13 protein-coding genes and 4 tRNA genes are annotated in these 13792 nt (G+C 43.4%); all 17 read right to left on the bottom strand.

The window, feature by feature from the left end; all coding sequences use genetic code 11:
• Positions 1 to 51: 51 nt before the first annotated feature.
• Positions 52 to 1242 (bottom strand): elongation factor Tu, encoded by a 1191-nt coding sequence (tuf, locus tag ACRAD_RS01155; RefSeq protein WP_005017071.1) that lies wholly within the window; start codon positions 1240 to 1242, stop codon positions 52 to 54.
• A gap of 160 nt (positions 1243 to 1402) precedes the next feature.
• Positions 1403 to 1477: transfer RNA gene (locus ACRAD_RS01150), tRNA-Thr, on the bottom strand.
• Positions 1478 to 1493: 16 nt separating this feature from the next.
• Positions 1494 to 1569: transfer RNA gene (locus ACRAD_RS01145), tRNA-Gly, on the bottom strand.
• Positions 1570 to 1606: 37 nt separating this feature from the next.
• Positions 1607 to 1690 (bottom strand) — tRNA-Tyr (locus ACRAD_RS01140).
• 48 nt (positions 1691 to 1738) lie between these two features.
• A tRNA-Thr gene (locus ACRAD_RS01135) sits at positions 1739 to 1814 on the bottom strand.
• 98 nt (positions 1815 to 1912) lie between these two features.
• Positions 1913 to 3406 carry an anthranilate synthase component I gene (gene trpE / locus ACRAD_RS01130; RefSeq protein ID WP_005023013.1) on the bottom strand — a complete coding sequence of 498 codons (1494 nt, stop codon included), beginning with the start codon at positions 3404 to 3406 and terminating at the stop codon, positions 1913 to 1915.
• 117 nt (positions 3407 to 3523) lie between these two features.
• Positions 3524 to 4195 carry a phosphoglycolate phosphatase gene (locus tag ACRAD_RS01125; protein ID WP_005023011.1) on the bottom strand — a complete coding sequence of 224 codons (672 nt, stop codon included), beginning with the start codon at positions 4193 to 4195 and terminating at the stop codon, positions 3524 to 3526.
• Between the two features lie 55 nt (positions 4196 to 4250).
• Positions 4251 to 4910 carry an FHA domain-containing protein gene (locus ACRAD_RS01120; protein ID WP_005023009.1) on the bottom strand — a complete coding sequence of 220 codons (660 nt, stop codon included), beginning with the start codon at positions 4908 to 4910 and terminating at the stop codon, positions 4251 to 4253.
• A gap of 65 nt (positions 4911 to 4975) precedes the next feature.
• Positions 4976 to 7231: a type II secretion system secretin GspD gene (gene gspD, locus ACRAD_RS01115; RefSeq protein ID WP_005023008.1), complete on the bottom strand. Its 2256-nt coding sequence runs from the start codon at positions 7229 to 7231 to the stop codon at positions 4976 to 4978.
• A gap of 41 nt (positions 7232 to 7272) precedes the next feature.
• Complete coding sequence (locus ACRAD_RS01110) at positions 7273 to 8115, bottom strand: type II secretion system protein N (RefSeq protein WP_005023006.1); 843 nt, start codon at positions 8113 to 8115, stop codon at positions 7273 to 7275.
• Complete coding sequence (gene gspN, locus ACRAD_RS01105; RefSeq protein ID WP_005017083.1) at positions 8115 to 8858, bottom strand: type II secretion system protein N; 744 nt, start codon at positions 8856 to 8858, stop codon at positions 8115 to 8117. Before gspN ends, ACRAD_RS01110 begins: the two co-directional genes overlap by 1 nt.
• A 165-nt stretch (positions 8859 to 9023) precedes the next feature.
• Positions 9024 to 9350 carry an H-NS histone family protein gene (locus tag ACRAD_RS01100; protein ID WP_005017085.1) on the bottom strand — a complete coding sequence of 109 codons (327 nt, stop codon included), beginning with the start codon at positions 9348 to 9350 and terminating at the stop codon, positions 9024 to 9026.
• Between the two features lie 166 nt (positions 9351 to 9516).
• A complete protein-coding gene (locus tag ACRAD_RS01095; RefSeq protein ID WP_005023004.1) occupies positions 9517 to 9954 on the bottom strand; it encodes an acyl-CoA thioesterase in 438 nt (145 codons plus the stop codon).
• Positions 9955 to 9963: 9 nt separating this feature from the next.
• The gene (locus ACRAD_RS01090; RefSeq protein WP_005023003.1) at positions 9964 to 11157 is read right to left on the bottom strand and encodes a membrane protein; all 1194 of its coding nucleotides are present in this window, start codon (positions 11155 to 11157) and stop codon (positions 9964 to 9966) included.
• Between the two features lie 9 nt (positions 11158 to 11166).
• Entirely contained in the window at positions 11167 to 12015 is an 849-nt protein-coding gene (locus ACRAD_RS01085; RefSeq protein WP_005023002.1) for a hypothetical protein, read from the bottom strand.
• Positions 12012 to 12794, bottom strand: a complete 783-nt coding sequence (locus ACRAD_RS01080) for a uroporphyrinogen-III synthase (protein WP_005023000.1) — start codon at positions 12792 to 12794, stop codon at positions 12012 to 12014. Before ACRAD_RS01080 ends, ACRAD_RS01085 begins: the two co-directional genes overlap by 4 nt.
• Positions 12795 to 12799: 5 nt before the next feature.
• Positions 12800 to 13720, bottom strand: coding sequence for a hydroxymethylbilane synthase (gene hemC / locus ACRAD_RS01075; RefSeq protein WP_026444029.1), 921 nt, complete (start codon positions 13718 to 13720; stop codon positions 12800 to 12802).
• Positions 13721 to 13792: the final 72 nt, after the last annotated feature.

Below are 13792 nucleotides of genomic sequence, written 5' to 3'. Positions count from 1 at the left end.
AAGACAAGCCGAAAATCAGGGTTCACGGCTTGAAGATTCAACTATTATATATTATGCAGTTACTTTCGCAACAACACCAGCACCTACTGTACGACCACCTTCACGAATCGCAAAACGCAAACCAGCGTCCATCGCGATCGGGTGGATCAGCTCAACTGACATCTCAACGTTGTCACCTGGCATAACCATTTCAACGCCTTCTTTCAGCTGGATCGCACCAGTTACGTCAGTTGTACGGAAGTAGAACTGTGGACGGTAACCATTCAGGAATGGAGTGTGACGACCACCTTCTTCTTTAGAAAGTACATATACTTCTGCATCGAATTTAGTGTGCGGCTTGATTGTACCTGGTTTAGCCAGTACCTGACCACGCTGAACGTCTTCACGTTTAGTACCACGTAGCAGAACACCACAGTTCTCGCCTGCACGACCTTCGTCAAGCAGCTTACGGAACATTTCCACACCCGTTACAGTCGTTTTAACTGTATCTTTGATACCAACGATTTCAACTTCTTCGCCGACTTTAACAATACCAGACTCAACACGGCCCGTAACTACTGTACCACGACCTGAAATTGAGAATACGTCTTCGATTGGCATCAGGAATGCTTTGTCGATTGCACGTTCTGGTTCTGGAATGTAAGTGTCAAGCGCTTCAACCAGAGCAAGAACTGCAGACTCGCCATACTGACCGTCGTTGCCGTTCAGTGCTTGAAGAGCTGAACCACGGATGATTGGAGTGTCATCACCTGGGAAGTCATAAGTAGACAGAAGTTCACGAACTTCCATTTCTACTAGTTCAAGTAACTCTTCGTCATCAACAAGGTCACATTTGTTCAGGAACACGATGATGTAAGGTACACCAACCTGACGAGAAAGCAGGATGTGTTCACGAGTCTGTGGCATTGGGCCATCAGTTGCTGCACATACAAGGATCGCGCCGTCCATCTGAGCAGCACCAGTGATCATGTTTTTAACATAGTCAGCGTGGCCCGGGCAGTCTACGTGAGCGTAGTGACGAGTTGGAGAGTCATATTCTACGTGTGAAGTATTAATGGTAATACCACGCGCTTTTTCTTCTGGTGCAGAGTCAATTGCTGCGTAATCTTTCGCTTCACCGCCGTAAGTTTTTGCACAGATTGTTGCAATCGCAGCGGTTAAAGTTGTTTTACCATGGTCAACGTGACCGATTGTGCCCACGTTTACGTGTGGCTTATTACGTTCAAACTTGGCTTTAGCCATGATGATCTTCCTCGTTTACGTCGAAACCAGCTTAAGAAAACAGCCCTGAGATAACTCAGCTCATCGACCCATTGTCTAAAAACAGACACCCAATACTTGAAAAGCAGACTTAAAAGCCTGCTTTTTAAAAACTTTGTAGAAAAATCTACTAAACTGTATCTGGAGCTCTTATCCAGATTTGAACTGGAGACCTCTCCCTTACCAAGGGAGTGCTCTACCACTGAGCTATAAGAGCGAAATTTAGCTTTAAATGGAGCGGGAGACGAGGTTCGAACTCGCGACATGCAGCTTGGAAGGCTACCGCTCTACCAACTGAGCTACTCCCGCATTGTTGGTAATTGACCACTACATTTAAAGTAAAAGTTGGTGGTGGGAGAAGGATTCGAACCTTCGAAGCTTACGCGGCAGAGTTACAGTCTGCTCCCTTTGACCGCTCGGGAATCCCACCAATCGCACTTATTTCAGTGCTTTCCTCTACAAACTTACACACTTTAGATGGTGCCGGCACACGGATTCGAACTGTGGACCTACTGATTACAAGTCAGTTGCTCTACCAACTGAGCTATGCCGGCGCTTCTTAGTGTTTCGTACGTTTCGTATCGGAACGGTGTGCAGTTTAGCAAAACTTCGCAGGCATGCAACAGTTTTTTTAAAAAAAACTCTCAAAAACTCATAAAATCAATCCGTTTGATGATAATTCAACCGCTTTGATCACTGCGCGAGCTTTTATTTGAGTTTCATTCCATTCAGATTCAGGATTCGAGTCAGCGACCAGCCCCGCTCCAGCCTGTACATAAACCTTATTTTCACGAATCACACAAGTTCGAATGGCAATCGACATATCCATTTCACCATGCCATCCCAAATAACCTACAGCCCCACCGAAAATCCCACGTTTAACTGGCTCGACTTCATCAATAATTTGCATTGCACGAATTTTAGGGGCGCCAGAAAGTGTTCCAGCCGGAAAAGTAGCTTTAAATACATCTAGTGCATCAATATCTTCACTTACTTCACCTTGCACATTTGAAACAATATGCATGACGTGTGAATAGCGTTCAATAACCATGCGGTCCGTCACCTGTACCTTACCAATTTGTGAGACTCGACCGATATCGTTACGCCCCAGATCAATCAGCATTAAATGTTCGGCAATCTCTTTTTCATCAGATAAAAGGTCCTGTTCAAGCGCCAAGTCCTCTTCCTTGGTTTTACCACGCGGACGGGTTCCTGCAAGTGGCCGTACAGTTGCTATCCCATTTTCCAGACGAGAAAGAATTTCAGGCGATGAACCTACAACATGAAAGGGCTTGCCATCAGTTAAAGTTTGGCCTTGTACTAAAAATAAATAAGGTGACGGATTAAGGTGACGTAATGCACGATAAACCTGTAACGCCTCTCCATCAAACTCAGATACCATACGGTGACCTGGCACTACCTGCATTACATCACCAGCCCGGATATACTCCTTAACTGTCTCAATCGACTCAAGGAATCTATCTTTTCCGGTGAGAGACTCAAAATGTGGTGGGGTGTGTGGATAAGCCTGCAAGCTGATTGGTGTATTCAGTGTCTGTTCCAGATGATCGAGTTGTAACTGCGCGCGCTGATAGGCTTCAGGATCATTGATATCTGCATGCACAATCAGAAATAGCGTATCTTTAAGATTGTCAAAAATAATGACTGTTTTTGACAGCATCATCCATATATCTGGCAAGCCCACTGGATCTGCTTGCGGCATATTATTGAGCTTGGGTTCAATATAGCGCACTGCATCATAGCCAAAATAACCGACTAGCCCTCCTGTAAAACCGGGCAATCCAGGTAACAACTGCGCATCAGGTACTTTAAACTGAGCTTGGAAGTCTCGAATAAACTGGAATGGATCATCACACATTTGGGTGGTAAGCTGGCCATCAGCAGCTTTTACAGTGAGTTCTCCCTCATTACAAGAAAATACTACAGATTCACCCAAGCCAATCATTGAATATCTGGCCCAGTTTTCACCCCCCTCAACTGATTCAAACAGATAAGCTTGACTATGGTGTTTTAAACGCGCAAATACGGACAGCGGAGTTTCGGTATCTGCCAGGCGCTGACGGTAAACAGGGATCAGGTTATAGCCGGCATGTTTAAGTGATTCAAACTGGTTTAGGGTGGTCATACAGGGACTCTTGATTGTTTTTCGGTAAGTTAGGCATCAGGCTTTAAAGCTATGTTATGTCGCCATCGAAAAACCATACTGTCGTCCATTGTTGTATCCTTCACTTTCTAAACTTTTTCAATGATCAATTAATTCTCTTAAATCATCTACGACCTGCTGTGGAGCCGAGTCATGAATATCTTCACCATGATTATAACCATAGCTTACGACAATACAATCAACCCCTGCACGGCGTGCTGCCTCAATATCATTGCTTGAATCACCAATTAATAGTGTCTGTTTCGTATTACTCTTGAGAACATCCATACAGTGCAGTAGAGGTAGAGGATGCGGTTTTTTATGTTCCAAGCTATCACCACCGACCACCAATTTAAAATACTGGTCCAGCCTTAATTCATAGAGTAAGGCTTCAGCCAGTTTTTGTGGTTTATTGGTCACACAAGCCAAAGTAATATCTTGCCGGACGGCATAGTCAAGAAAATCAAATACCCCAGGAAATGGCTTACTGTCCACACAAATACCAGCAGCATATACTTCTAAAAATTCTGCGTAGAGCTGCTGATGCTGACTCGGTTCAACTTCACCCAGAAGATTAAGTAATACGTCTTCACATAGTTTAGATGCACCTTTACCTACCCATTGCCGAATCTGTTGTTCTGTAACCATCGGGAGTTGCAGGGTATTTAAGCTAATATTCATCGCTCTAAACAGATCAGTGGCTGAGTCTACCAGCGTTCCATCCAGATCAAACAGGATTAAATTGCGTGTTGTAAGTTGAGCAACTGTCATATTTTTTATCCGGATAAAAAGGCATGCGAGCATGCCCATGAATGTGACTATATAATTATTTAAAGAATACCCATGCAATTACTGCCAGAATAATCAGCATGATCACTGTCATTAAGCCTACTGATGCATTTTTCTGTTGCTCTTTTTCTTCAGCAACACGTGATACAGGCTGTTCCAGTGGCACGGACTGAGGTTCCGGCTGCACTTTAGGCTGGGCAGTTTCAGGAATTGGCGCTGGCTTAGGAATATCTACTCGCTGCGGCATCCCTTCACGGCTAACCGGAACTTCTGCACGTTCAGTCAGGCTCGGCATACCTTGCTCGTTCATCTGCTCTGCAGCAGTTTTTTCAACCACAACTGACTCGGTAGACTCAACCACTGGCTCCATTTCAACTTCTGGCTCATCATCCTGCACTGCATCTGCTACAGGTGCCAAAATTGAGAACTTAAGGCTGGCAAATTGCAGAATGTCACCATCTTTTAGCAAGGTTTCATGGTCAATCCTGACATTATTAACAAAAGTGCCATTGGATGAATTAAGGTCTTGTACCCAAAGTCCCTGATCTTTTAACAACAGGGCAGCATGGCGGCGGGAGATTTCCGCAGACTGTAACAATACATCAGCGTCCTGATGCCGGCCCACCAGCATGTCATGGGTAATACTGATCTCCTGCCCCGTAATATCACCTGTAATTGCTTGTAATTTCCAAGTCATAAACTCATCTCTTGTGATTTTTTTATATCATAACATGCCTTATTTCATGTTCCGTGCCTTGTCTGTTAAGAAGCCGGACGCAGAGTAGTTGTAGTTACTGTATTTTTAGTACGTTCTACCTCCGGTTGAGGCAAAGCTACACTACGTTGTCCAATACCAGGTTCAATTGCTACAGGAGTCGTCTTTACCACAGGAGTAACGCCCCCTGAAGAAAGCTGCTTGTACACATTAGGTTTATCAGAGGTAGCAGGAACCGGCAAACGTTGCTGATAGACATCCTCTACATTTTCAGGCAATTTGGCGAAATTCCCGTCTTTATCCATAGCCAGCTGTAAGCTATAAAGCTGATCATAACGGCGTTGCGTTAATCGGCGTACATCATTAGCATCGCCGACAATGGTCGGATGGATAAATACCAGCAGGTTTCGCTTTTCATTACTGTTACTGTCAGACCGGAACAGGCGGCCTATGCCCGGGATAGCCCCCAAACCCGGTACAGCCTGTCGACTGTAAATAGAATTATCTGAGATTAGTCCACCGAGTACGACTGTTTGACCATGTTCAGCCAAGACTGCTGTTTTAATTGCACGTTTACTGGTAACCAAGTCTGTAGCCTGTCCTTTATTAGGCTGTACATTTGATACTTCCTGCTCCACCTCCAGCCGGACAGTACCATTTTCACCAACATGTGGAATAACTTTTAGAGTCACACCAACATCTTTACGTTCCACAGTTGTATAAGGATTTACACCATTTGCATTTGTTGTCACTGAACCGGTAACAAATGGGACATTCTGGCCGACAACGATATAAGCCTCTTCATTATCCATGGTAACAATAGAGGGTGTGGACAACAGATTAGACTTGGTATTGTCCTTTAAGGCCTGAATCAGGGCGCCATACAAACGTCGTGAGCCATCAGCACCTTCACGATAGTCACCTAAAAGAAGTGATGAACCTCTTAAATTACTGGCTGCATTAGCAAGTGCTGAACCACCAGCCAGATAACCAGCAGCAAGACTGGCGAGACTGCTTCCTACATTTGTAAAATTAACCAAGCCAATTCCACTGCTGATATCACCGAGTGCCCACTGCACTCCAAGCTGATCTGCATCATCACCAGCAACTTCAATAATTGCAGCTTCAATCAGAACCTGCTGGCGACGTATATCCAATTGCTGAATTGCTGATTCAATTTCACGCATCAGCTGGGGATCAGCCTTAACTACCAGAGCATTCTGGTTAGTATCCGCAATAATGCTAACCCCATTGGCATTAAAACTACTGATCGGATTTTGCCCGGAATTAGTGTTAGCGTTGAGGTTAATACCCGGTGTAGAAATTCCAGAGCCAGTGCCGCCCTGATTATTAGTGCCAGTATTATTAGTCAGGTTATTAATAGAATTACTGGAACCAGAATTATTTGAATTATTGTTGCTATTTACTGCCTGCCCGGTCACCAGTCCTTGCAGGATCTCGGACAGGTTCTGGGCACTGGCATATTTCAAGCGGAATACTTTAAGTCCCCCCAGACGGTCTGCTGAGGGTACATCCAGCATCTCAATCATATGCCGGATACGTTTACGTGTCGCCGGATCGCCTTTAATCAAAATACGGTTAGTCCGGTTATCTGCCATAATTCTTACCCGTGCCCCACTAAAATCTTTAGCAGCGCCCGTTGAACTCATGGACTCCAACAGTCCAATCACTTCTTCTGCCTGGCTCGACTGCAAGCTAATTGCTTCAATATCATTTTGCCCGGTACCATCGAGATTGCGGACAATTGTTTCTAATTGCGCAATATTACTGGCACGATCAGAGACAATGAGAGCATTTGTTCCTGCCACTGCAGCAAGATGTGCAAACTGTGGCATTAATGGACGTAAAGCTGGTATCAGGTCATTAGGATTCGTGTTTTCCAGCCAGATTACCCGGGTGACCACCTGATCACCACGTGCATTACGTCGTGCATCATAAGGAACACCTGAGCTTTTTATATTACTATCTGGAACCAGTTTAATAGTATTCCCTGATGGAATTGCCACTACACCGTTGACATTTAATACACCCAGGAACAGATCATAAACTTCATTTTTATTGAGTGGCTTATTAGAGATGACCGTCACATTTCCGCGGACCCGTGGATCAACTGCAAAATTTTTCCCTGTGATATCGGCAACTTCATTGATAAAAGCAGTCAGGTCTGCATCACGCAGATTAATTTTCCAGGTTTGTGCATAGGCTGCAGTGCTTATAGCAGCGATGACTGGTGCTGCAGCCACTAAAGCCCAAAGTGGACGATGATGTTGTAATAAAGCCATAGCCTGTTATTTTTCCTAACACTACTGTGAGGTATCCCCACTTAAAAACTTTGTTGGATGGTCATCACCTGATCACCACGTTTTATTTCTATTCTGACTTGCCCTTCACGTCTGGCTTGTTCAAGTAACTGAATATCACTTTGTCCCTGGCCGACAGGCTGACCGTTTACAGACATAATCCGGTCACCTGGGCGTAAACCCAGCTTACTGCGCAATGCGGCCGGTGTACGGCTGGTGACCTCATAACCGTTACCGGTCGAGCTTACACCCATTTCCTGCAAATATTGTTCACGGTCTTCCTGAATTTTTTGTATCGCCTGTCCTAAAGCAGATTGAGAAGAATTTGCAGGTGATGGCGAAGGAGCTGCCGAAGTGGCAGAGTCAGCGGGTGGCACAATCGGCTGGTTCAGGCCATTTTCAATTCCTTTAAACTGAACTTCACGAGATGTACCATTGGGTTGACGCAATATCACCCGGTCCCAGTAAACCTCTGCCAATTGAAATGAAGAATTAGCAATGGTTTCTCCAACCCGATAACGCTCTGCAATCTGGTCTACTTTAATTACAGCTGAGGAATAACGGTTTGGATAACCAATGACCACACCCTGCAACTCTATATTTAAACTTTCAGCAGATGTATTCGCCGCAGCACTTTGACCTGGTTCGTAAAACAGGGAAAATGAAGAAATATTTGGAACTTGTGGCTGCTGTGAGCCCAGCATGACGCGCTCAAACTGTATACCTTGTGGCGGTGCTACCACCCACCAGAACAACGCTGCCAGCTTCCAGCAAAAGATCAGAATTAATAATGCCAGCACGAACGGTCCAGCCCGGTCCAGTTTAGACCAGGAAATATCCTGGAGTTTATTCAGATAGGTTTTCATCACCAGTTGCCCCGTAATAGAGGCTGACGGGAGCTAATCACATAGGTATCAAGTCCAGCTTTACCGTCATAAGAAGGGACATTCAAGAGTAGACGCTGGGTTAGTTGCACATCCAGCATCATGTCCGGGTCAAGAACCAGATTTGCCATTTTCTGTCCACGCTGATCTTGTATATTAAAGATGAGCTTTCCACCGTCGTCTTGAATCTCTCCTTTTAAAGAGGGTATATTCATTCGGTCCTGCCGTGAGCCCAAGCTATACAGGAGTTGTCCGCCTGCCCATTGCAGCTGGCCAGTTGCATCGCTAAAGCCATCATTTTTCTGATAACGTAAATTAATATTTTGAAGCTGAATACTATTGGCTGGCCATTGCCAGTCTACTAAGGTCTTTAAGGTTTCTGGCGCTATCTGGCCCTTCATCTCTTGAATAATTATTTTTTTACCTAAACCATAGGCCACTGTACCATTTAGCTTTGTATTGGCACTATGAATTTCCAGGTCTGCTCCCAAGCGTAATAGCAATAAGTCGAGAGGCCTGGTTTTCCAGCTGACTGATCCACGCAATTTATCTTTATGCCAGTCTGCCTGGCCCTGCCAGATATTACCGCTGACATTTTGCAAGGTTTGATTATCTTTTGAAAATTTTGAAATAATCCAGGCAGCAGGTATCTGTAACACTACAAATAATAAAAACGCCAGGACTGCAAATATCCACCACGTTAATTGCTTCGTTCTTTTATTCATTCAGCAATAACCAACATTTAATTTTTTTCCTATAACTATATTTCTCCCCTGCGTCCCATTATGCATAATTTTTCTACCTCGCCAATTCACTGCTATAAAAAAACCAAGCATTCATGCTTGGCTTTTTTAACATTCTAAGGCAGTCGAATGACAGTTCGATGAAACTTAGATCAGAAAATCTTCAAGTTTTGCACCTTTTTCAAGGGCTGCTACTAACCAGCGTGGCTGCTTACCACGTCCTGTCCAAGTTTCTTCAGGATTTTCAGTATTACGATAACGTGGCTCTACTGATTTACGTGTTGTTTTCTTGCGCTTTTGCGCTCCAAATTCTAGCAACTGTTCAATAGTCAGACCCACATTTTCAGCAATTTCTAAAACCTGTTCATAAGCTTCATCTACTGCTTGATCTTTTTTGCTGGCGATTAATGCTTCGGCTTCAAGCTGTAATCTTTTGAGATCTTCTACCGAAAGTTCACTAATATCTGGCTTCATTAATATTGGCTCCGCAACACAGGTTAATCATATTTATTTGAATTAATATTCAAACTCATATTATGTATTTTAAATACAATTATCAAGACTATTTAATTAAATTAATAACAATAACTCAACATAGCCAAATTAATATGAAATAGGAGGTTTTATTTAATAAAACTAATCATCGGTTATTTAAATCATGCTTAACAGTTTTTTCAATCTTAATGATTTTTTCTCTTATTATTTCAGGAATGAGTGTCTTTTGCATATTCTCTTTATCTACGCAAACAATTACTGCTTCTCCTAAAGCGACATTTTGTTGTTGGGCACTACTCCATATCAGGTAATTCATGCGAAAGGCACTATTCCTAATCTCTTCAACCCTGACGCCAATTTTCAACTGATCTGGATAAAATACCGGTTTAAGGTATTTACACTGGCTTGAAGCCACAACAGTATTAATATCAAGCTTGAATATATTCAAGCTATCAAGATAACAAATACGGGCACTTTCTATATAACGGTAATAAATTACATTATTGACATGCCCAAATGCATCCATATCTCCCCAAGCAACATTCTGTTCATAAATTACTGGGTAATCTGTTAACTTGGTCATATTAATTCCTTAAATCTTTAACTGCATAAAATTAGCGTCATTTTCAAAAATCAGATTTAATTGCTGAATTAAATCCTCATTTCCTTTAAATACTGTTTTGATCCTTAAATAAATCATCAATATATTATCTGGATAGAGTTCAAGTAACTGCTCTGCCTCCAATGCACGGTCAGTTGCTTGATATATGTGCCATTTTGCAAAACTTAATATAGGGATACTTGGGTACTTGTTTTCTAAAAATAAAATACGCTGCTCGACATATTCATAGTCAGGTTGCTGCTTAAGTAATTGTTGCTGAAACCATAAATAGAAAACATCTTGATCAAAATTATCAGCCAGCAGTAAATTGGCTAGTGATTCATGCTGCTGACTCATTTCAGGCATACGTGCCAGTAACTTAAGCCATAGAATCTGAATATCAGGTGTACGGTTCTGTATCTGACCTGCCATGTCCAAATAACGTTGCTGCAATGCTTGCAGATCATCAAGAGTTGCTTGGTCAAACTGGCCCAGCAGTTGCTGTAGCCACTGTTCTTTATAGTCGTGACTTAAGTGACCATATTTTCTGGAGCGCAAGTAGAGCCATGGATACTGAACTGCGAATTCCCCCCAGAGCTCATTAATCCTGTATTGATAGGCACTTTCCACTTGTTGTAACCAGGGAGACAAAGCATGTTGACTCAGAAATTCAAGATGAGTTAATGCCTGTTCAGGATCTTGCTGATGCAAAAAGATTTCAATCCGTTGTAGCTCTGCCAGTTCAAATGCATGGGGAGATGCCTGATTCAAGCTTTTCAATGCAAGGTCTGTCTCGGCATTACCTAAGAATAAGCGTGATTCAATCACTCCTCTTAATAGACCTGATTGAGAAAAGACCCGTTGAATAAATAACTGCTGATCCTGTTCCGCTTGTAACAGCCAAATCACTCCCAACTGCTCGTAAGGATGTAAGGTTTTGAAGTCAAGTACAGTTTCTGTTTTACGCTGTTCCCGAGCCAGATAACGTTTTAGTTGTAGCCAGACCAGCTGGATAATCAAACCGAATATTGCCAGTAAAGCTAGCCATATCCATAAATTGGTCTGCATTTGCCAGTTGCGCCATTGCACATAAACATAACCAGCACCGTAGCCATAACTTAGTACACTTAATAAGGCCAAAACCAGTAAGCTAACCAGTGTATAAGCAAGAAAAATCTGTTTCATACTGCCCCCTTAACCCAGTAATGTCATAGCACCAAGTTTCGGATTTGGTATGACTGGCAGATACTTCATATTCATTAAACGTTTTTTTAACTGCTGGCTGTCATAGTCGGGTAGCTGATTCAGCTGTTTAATTACATCATCCAGGCCCTGCTGGTATTCTGCATATTGCCCCTGCATAAGTGACTGTCTTACCAGTAACAGCCTTAGCTGTACCTCTTTGAGAACCAGTTGCCGATTCATCAATATAGCTCCTGGACGCTGAACTGGTTCAATCTGCAACCAGCGCTGCCAGAAATGTTGCGGCTGAATCTTGGCAGGACTTAAATTATTTTGCTGTATGGCCTGCTTCAGTAACTGGTCAGTTTCTAACAACAGTGCATCTAAAGATTCTTGTTGCCGAGTTTTAGCCTGCACGAACTGTTGAATCGCTAACTGATCTGTATGAATCACCTGATGTAGACTTTGTTTGAGTTCAGGTGCCAGTACATAGCCATGTAAATCACGATCCAGTTCTGATAATTTTTCCAGCGCATACACATACTGCTGCTGCCGGACAGCAAACTGAACCAGCTCTAAACGTTCACCAATTAATGCGACCGGGCTAAATTCTGCTAAAACGTCTGGACTTGACTGCTGCTGGGGAGACTGAGAGGGATTAGTGGAGGTAGTCACTGCTATCTGGCTAATCTGGCGCTGCAGAGCTACTACCTGGTCGTTGAGGCTTGCATTGAGCTGCTCAGTTCGATGCAAACTAACTTCTACTTCCGGTAATTGGCGGGAAACCTGAAACAGGTCATAACTAATTTTTGCCAACCAAGCCAACGCCAGAATGATTATACAGAATAAAAACTTTCTCATAATTTCCCTTGCAACTCTGCAATATACTGGAGTATGACCTCAGGTTTTAAATATTCTATTTTTGAAACCTGAAATTTGGCCTGATGCTGGATTTTATAACCGTGTATCAACTGATATAAACGCTCTCCCAGCACCAGATAATGACATAGCTGCAAAACAGACTGCTGATTCTGGCATAAATCCAGCCAGTTAGACCAGCTGGCTTCACTAGTAATAGGGACCAGCACCTGATTTCCGTATTGTATAATCTGTGCTGCAACTTTAGAAAAATCATGAATGCTTTGTGTCGGGCAGGACCGTTCGTATAAAATAAAGTTTAAAACCTTTATTCCCTGCTGATGCAGATTTTGCATCATAAACTGGCGCCCCCCCTCTCCGCGCCAGAATGCTACACTGTGCAGGTCATTAAATTGTCTGAATACATCAAGCTCAAGCATCCCCTCTGAGGTCTCAAGTTTAGGGACCTGACTGGAAATACTGTAATGCTTCAGGTGTTCAGCTGTAGTTTGGCCTACCGCTATCCATTGTAATTGTCTTAAATCGTTCAGGCTGATGCCACTTTGCTGAAGATACTGCATCCCAATATCTGCTGCTGCAGGACTCACTACCACAATTACCTGACAGAATGGCAGATTCTGATAGAGTTGTTGTAGCTGGAGTGAGTAAGCAGTTGGTGTTAGTTCAAGTAAAGGCAACTCAAGTACTTGATGACCTGCTTGCAGTAAGGCAAGACTTAATGCCTGACTGCGTTCTTGCGGGCGGGTATTAATAAATAGCATAAAACTTACTTATAAAGGGCTTTTAGCAGCTCGCCAGCACCTTGTGACAATAAATTTTCTGCCAATTCAACCCCCAACTGTTCAGCATGTTCCGGCTGTCCTGAAACTTGAGATGAAAGTAATATTAAGCCATCCACACTTCCTACACGGCCTTCAAGCTGGAGCTGGCCATTTTCCAGAGTCGCGTAAGCAGCAATCGGAACCTGACACCCTCCTTCCAAATGACTATTAAATGCTCGCTCTGCCCGTACACATATACTTGTCTGCTCATGCTGAAGTGGAGAAATCAGATCAAGTATGGCCTGATCATCTGTACGGCATTCTAGTCCTAGCGCACCTTGCCCAACAGCGGGCAGACTTAATTCCGGAGACAGGGTATGTTTAATGCGCTCACTCAATCCCAGACGTTTCAAACCAGCACTAGCCAGAATAATCGCATCATATTCACCTGCATCAAGTTTAGACAGACGGGTACCCACGTTACCACGTAAATCGAGAATATTCAGATCTGGACGGGCTTTCAAAATCTGGGTTTTACGGCGTAAACTTGACGTCCCGACTGTTGCCCCCTTTGGTAACTGCTCAAAGCCTTCAAAACGATTTGAAACAAAAGCATCACATGGATCTTCACGTTCACAGATCACAGGTAACGATAACCCTGTTGGCAAATGCATAGGCACATCTTTCATCGAGTGCACTGCCAAATCAGCACGCCCATCCAGCAAGGCAGCTTCAAGTTCTTTTACAAACAGGCCCTTACCCCCAATTTTTGCCAGAGGAGTATCAAGAATCTTATCGCCCTGGGTTACAAACGTGACCAGTTCTACCGTCAAGCCAGGGTGAAGTTCCTGCAAACGGGCACGAATATGTTCAGCTTGCCAGAGCGCTAGAGGGCTTTTACGGGTTGCAATTTTTAAGGTCATCATCATAATTCAGGCGTTAAAAAGTCCCTTTAAACTTAACGTGATCCCCTAAAAATGCAAGTAAATTATCGTCCA

Origin of the sequence: Acinetobacter radioresistens DSM 6976 = NBRC 102413 = CIP 103788, assembly GCF_006757745.1 — a bacterium.
GTDB lineage: Bacteria > Pseudomonadota > Gammaproteobacteria > Pseudomonadales > Moraxellaceae > Acinetobacter > Acinetobacter radioresistens.
The sequence above is the reverse complement of the archived record's forward strand: the minus strand, read 5'-3'. Positions and strand labels throughout refer to the sequence as shown.

What these genes read in the sequence shown, in the direction of transcription:
- tuf (WP_005017071.1), bottom strand. Translation starts at nt 1,242, where the DNA reads ATGGCTAAAGCCAAGTTTGAACGTAATAAGCCACACGTAAACGTGGGC.
- trpE (WP_005023013.1), bottom strand. Translation starts at nt 3,406, where the DNA reads ATGACCACCCTAAACCAGTTTGAATCACTTAAACATGCCGGCTATAAC.
- ACRAD_RS01125 (WP_005023011.1), bottom strand. Translation starts at nt 4,195, where the DNA reads ATGACAGTTGCTCAACTTACAACACGCAATTTAATCCTGTTTGATCTG.
- ACRAD_RS01120 (WP_005023009.1), bottom strand. Translation starts at nt 4,910, where the DNA reads ATGACTTGGAAATTACAAGCAATTACAGGTGATATTACGGGGCAGGAG.
- gspD (WP_005023008.1), bottom strand. Translation starts at nt 7,231, where the DNA reads ATGGCTTTATTACAACATCATCGTCCACTTTGGGCTTTAGTGGCTGCA.
- ACRAD_RS01110 (WP_005023006.1), bottom strand. Translation starts at nt 8,115, where the DNA reads ATGAAAACCTATCTGAATAAACTCCAGGATATTTCCTGGTCTAAACTG.
- gspN (WP_005017083.1), bottom strand. Translation starts at nt 8,858, where the DNA reads ATGAATAAAAGAACGAAGCAATTAACGTGGTGGATATTTGCAGTCCTG.
- ACRAD_RS01100 (WP_005017085.1), bottom strand. Translation starts at nt 9,350, where the DNA reads ATGAAGCCAGATATTAGTGAACTTTCGGTAGAAGATCTCAAAAGATTA.
- ACRAD_RS01095 (WP_005023004.1), bottom strand. Translation starts at nt 9,954, where the DNA reads ATGACCAAGTTAACAGATTACCCAGTAATTTATGAACAGAATGTTGCT.
- ACRAD_RS01090 (WP_005023003.1), bottom strand. Translation starts at nt 11,157, where the DNA reads ATGAAACAGATTTTTCTTGCTTATACACTGGTTAGCTTACTGGTTTTG.
- ACRAD_RS01085 (WP_005023002.1), bottom strand. Translation starts at nt 12,015, where the DNA reads ATGAGAAAGTTTTTATTCTGTATAATCATTCTGGCGTTGGCTTGGTTG.
- ACRAD_RS01080 (WP_005023000.1), bottom strand. Translation starts at nt 12,794, where the DNA reads ATGCTATTTATTAATACCCGCCCGCAAGAACGCAGTCAGGCATTAAGT.
- hemC (WP_026444029.1), bottom strand. Translation starts at nt 13,720, where the DNA reads ATGATGACCTTAAAAATTGCAACCCGTAAAAGCCCTCTAGCGCTCTGG.